This window comes from Erysipelothrix aquatica, assembly GCF_009828775.2.
In the GTDB taxonomy this organism is placed as follows: Bacteria; Bacillota_I; Bacilli_A; order Erysipelotrichales; family Erysipelotrichaceae; genus Erysipelothrix; species Erysipelothrix aquatica.
The window spans coordinates 1-4,975 of sequence record NZ_WTSY02000056.1 but is presented as its reverse complement, the minus strand read 5'-3'; the positions used below and the strand labels follow the sequence as shown (position 1 = coordinate 4,975).

The window sequence follows — 4,975 nt, the reverse complement described above, 5'->3', positions numbered from 1 at the left end:
GTGCGAAATGGTCTTTGAAAACTAAACAGGAAACGTCAATTTCAAAAGAAATACAAGAAATAAACAAAACTCGTCAGAGTATAAAAATGAGAAAGAATCAAATGGAGAGTTTGATCCTGGCTCAGGATGAACGCTGGCGGCGTGCCTAATACATGCAAGTCGAACGAAGAGCGTAAGAAGCTTGCTTCTTACAATCTTAGTGGCGAACGGGTGAGTAATACATAAGCAACCTGCCTCAATGCCTGGGATAACTGATGGAAACGTCAGCTAATACCGGATAGGTTAAGTCAAGACATCTTGATTTAATTAAAGATGGGATACATCACAATGAGATGGGCTTATGGCGCATTAGTTAGTTGGTGAGGTAACGGCTCACCAAGACGATGATGCGTAGCCGACCTGAGAGGGTGACCGGCCACACTGGGACTGAGACACGGCCCAGACTCCTACGGGAGGCAGCAGTAGGGAATTTTCGGCAATGGGGGAAACCCTGACCGAGCAACGCCGCGTGAGTGAAGAAGGCCTTCGGGTTGTAAAGCTCTGTTGTAAGGGAAGAACGATAGTTAGAGGGAATGCTAGCTATATGACGGTACCTTACCAGAAAGCCACGGCTAACTACGTGCCAGCAGCCGCGGTAATACGTAGGTGGCAAGCGTTATCCGGAATTATTGGGCGTAAAGGGAGCGCAGGCGGTTTATTAAGTTTATGGTGAAAGTTCGGGGCTCAACCCCGTGATGCCATAGAAACTGGTAGACTTGAGTACAGGAGAGGTTAGTGGAATTCCATGTGTAGCGGTAAAATGCGTAGATATATGGAGGAACACCAGTGGCGAAGGCGGCTAACTGGCCTGTAACTGACGCTGAGGCTCGAAAGCGTGGGGAGCAAATAGGATTAGATACCCTAGTAGTCCACGCCGTAAACGATGGATACTAAGTGTTGGAGAAATTCAGTGCTGTAGTTAACGCAATAAGTATCCCGCCTGGGGAGTATGCGCGCAAGCGTAAAACTCAAAGGAATTGACGGGGGCCCGCACAAGCGGTGGAGTATGTGGTTTAATTCGAAGCAACGCGAAGAACCTTACCAGGTCTTGACATACCGCGCAAAAGCATAGAGATATGTAATAGTTATGGCGGATACAGGTGGTGCATGGTTGTCGTCAGCTCGTGTCGTGAGATGTTGGGTTAAGTCCCGCAACGAGCGCAACCCTTGTCTTCAGTTACCAGCATTAAGTTGGGGACTCTGGAGAGACTGCCGGTGATAAACCGGAGGAAGGTGGGGATGACGTCAAATCATCATGCCCCTTATGATCTGGGCTACACACGTACTACAATGGCGTATACAGAGGGCAGCGAAGCAGTGATGTGAAGCGAATCTCAGAAAGTACGTCTCAGTTCGGATTGGAGTCTGCAACTCGACTCCATGAAGTCGGAATCGCTAGTAATCGCGAATCAGCATGTCGCGGTGAATACGTTCTCGGGCCTTGTACACACCGCCCGTCAAACCATGAGAGTTGGTAATACCCGAAGCCGGTGGTCTAACCCGAAAGGGAGGAAGCCGTCGAAGGTAGGACCGATGATTGGGGTTAAGTCGTAACAAGGTATCCCTACCGGAAGGTGGGGATGGATCACCTCCTTTCTAAGGAGTAATAACTTAGTAAGAAGCAGAAGTTGACACAAGAGTTTCCTGTTTAGTTTTGAGAGGCTATTAAGCTTTTCAAAAGAATGATCTTTGAAAACTGAATAACAGAAGAGATAGATAGACATAAAGTTATCAACAGAATATCTTTTCGAATAGTTGTATAAACTAGATTTACATCAAGTTAAACAAACAGTAACTAAAAGCAATTAAAAGCAAAGCGAACACACGTTTATCGAAGCGATAAACACAAAAACTGATTTTAAACAATCAGGCGCGAAATTACATGTGATTAAATATGTAAGGGCGTACGGTGGATGCCTAGGCACTAAGAGCCGATGAAGGACGCGACTAACAGCGAAATGCTCCGGGGAGAGGTACGTACTCAACGATCCGGAGGTATCCGAATGGGGGAACCCAGTACTGGTAATGCAGTATTACATATAGATGAATACATAGTCTATAGTGAGGCAACCTTGCGAATTGAAACATCTTAGTAGCAAGAGGAAAAGAAAACAACAGTGATTCCCTGAGTAGTGGCGAGCGAAACGGGAAGAGCCCAAACCATCTTCGAGATGGGGTAGTAGGACCACAACGTGGGATTAATTAAAGCTAGTCGAATGGCATTGAAAGGCCAGTCGTAGAAGGTGCAAACCCTGTAGACGAAAGCTGCGATTACCCTAGTGGAATCCTGAGTACGGCGAGGCACGTGAAACCTTGTCGGAATCAACCGGGACCACCCGGTAAGGCTAAATACTCCTTAGTGACCGATAGTGAACCAGTACCGTGAGGGAAAGGTGAAAAGAACCGCGGAAGCGGAGTGAAATAGATCCTGAAACCGTATGCTTACAAGAAGTCAGAGCCCGTTAAAGGGTGATGGCGTGCCTTTTGTAGAATGAACCGGCGAGTTACTCATAATGTGCAAGGTTAAGTTGGAAAAGACGGAGCCGAAGCGAAAGCGAGTCTTAATAGGGCGCGAAGTACATTGTGGTAGACCCGAAACAGAGTGATCTAGCCATGACCAGGTTGAAGTTTGGGTGAAACCAAATGGAGGACCGAACCGACCATCGTTGAAAAGCTGGCGGATGAGTTGTGGCTAGGGGTGAAATACCAATCGAACTCTGATATAGCTGGTTCTCCCCGAAATAGCTTTAGGGCTAGCGTCATCGTAAGGCCACTGGAGGTAGAGCACTGAATGTATGATGGCCCCATCTCGGGGTACTGAATATAATCAAACTCCGAATGCCAGTGGAGAAGTAGATGGCAGTCAGACTATGGGTGATAAGGTCCGTAGTCAAAAGGGAAACAGCCCAGATCGCCAGTTAAGGTCCCAAAATTCATGCTAAGTGGAAAAGGATGTGGGGATGCACAGACAACTAGGAGGTTGGCTTAGAAGCAGCCACCCTTGAAAGAGTGCGTAACAGCTCACTAGTCGAGTGACCCTGCGCCGAAAATTTACCGGGGCTAAGTATGATACCGAAACTGCGAATTTGTAGTAATACAAGTGGTAGGGGAGCGTTCTATACAGCGTTGAAGATGTACCGTGAGGAGCGTTGGAGCGTATAGAAGTGAGAATGCCGGTGTGAGTAGCGAAATGTCAGTGAGAATCTGACACACCGATTGCCTAAGGTTTCCAGGGGAAGGCTCGTCCGCCCTGGGTAAGTCGGGACCTAAGATGAGGCTGAAAAGCGTAGTCGATGGACAACAGGTTGATATTCCTGTACCCGAGCCATAAGTGAAGGAATGACAGAGAAGGCTAGGTTAAGCCGGCGAATGGAAGAGCCGGTTTAAGCGAAGGAGCCGTATGGTAGGCAAATCCGCCATATAAAGCAAAGGCGTTATGAGGAGTGAACCCGTGAGGAAGTAGCGAAGTAACCGATGCCAGCTCTCAAGAAAAGTTTCTAGCGTTAATTATGGTTTGGCCCGTACCAAAACCGACACAGGTAGGCAAGGAGAGAATCCTGAGGTGAGCGAGAGAACTGTTGCCAAGGAACTCGGCAAAATGACCCCGTAACTTCGGGAGAAGGGGTGCTCTTTTTAGAGAAGAGCCGCAGTGAAGAGGCCCAAGCGACTGTTTAACTAAAACACAGCTCTCTGCAAAGTCGCAAGACGAAGTATAGGGGGTGACGCCTGCCCGGTGCTGGAAGGTTAAGGGGATGTGTTAGACCATGAGTCGAAGCATTGAACTGAAGCCCCAGTGAACGGCGGCCGTAACTATAACGGTCCTAAGGTAGCGAAATTCCTTGTCGGGTAAGTTCCGACCCGCACGAAAGGCGTAACGATTTGGGCGCTGTCTCGGCAGCAGACTCGGTGAAATCTTAGTACCGGTAAAGATGCCGGTTACCCGCAACTAGACGGAAAGACCCCATGGAGCTTTACTGTAGCTTGATATTGATCTTTGAATTTACATGTACAGGATAGGTGGGAGACTATGAAGCATGAACGCTAGTTTATGTGGAGTCGCCATTGGGATACCACTCTTGTAAGTTTGAAGATCTAACCGCGACCCGTAATCCGGGTCCGGGAGAGTGTCAGGTGGGCAGTTTGACTGGGGCGGTCGCCTCCTAAAGAGTAACGGAGGCGCCCAAAGGTACCCTCAGATTGGTTGGAAATCAATCGACGAGCGTAAAGGCAGAAGGGTGCTTGACTGCGAGACCTACAAGTCGAGCAGGGACGAAAGTCGGGCTTAGTGATCCGGCGGTACCACGTGGAAGGGCCGTCGCTTAACGGATAAAAGCTACCCTGGGGATAACAGGCTGATCTCGCCCAAGAGTTCACATCGACGGCGAGGTTTGGCACCTCGATGTCGGCTCATCGCATCCTGGAGCTGAATTCGGTTCCAAGGGTTGGGCTGTCCGCCCATTAAAGCGGTACGCGAGCTGGGTTCAGAACGTCGTGAGACAGTTCGGTCCCTATCTGTTGTGGGCGTAGGAAATTTGAGGAGCGCTGTCCCTAGTACGAGAGGACCGGGATGGACATACCGCTGGTGTACCAGTTGTCCTGCCAAGGGCATGGCTGGGTAGCTAAGTATGGACTGGATAAGCGCTGAAAGCATCTAAGCACGAAGCCAACTCCAAGATGAGATTTCCCATACGTAAGTAGTAAGACCCCTGAGAGACGATCAGGTTGATAGGTCAGAGGTGGAAGCATAGTGATATGTGTAGCTGACTGATACTAATAGGTCGAGGTTTTAATCACAATAACGACTATTTGAAAAGATACAAAGTCTTCTGTTATTCAGTTTTGAGAGATTACTCTCATGATCTGGTGATTCTAGCAAAGTGGTCACACCTGTTCCCATCTCGAACACAGAAGTTAAGCACTTTAGCGGCGACAATAT

At 48.6% G+C, this 4,975-nt stretch carries 3 rRNA genes; all 3 read left to right on the top strand.

The annotated features are described in order from the left end of the window. Positions 1–98: 98 nt before the first annotated feature. Positions 99–1,635, top strand: a 16S ribosomal RNA gene (locus tag GVV20_RS10140). Between the two features lie 290 nt (positions 1,636–1,925). Continuing rightward, positions 1,926–4,833, top strand: a 23S ribosomal RNA gene (locus GVV20_RS10135). A 65-nt stretch (positions 4,834–4,898) separates the two neighbouring features. Beyond that, a 5S ribosomal RNA gene (gene rrf / locus GVV20_RS10130) occupies positions 4,899–4,975 on the top strand; the annotation flags it as partial.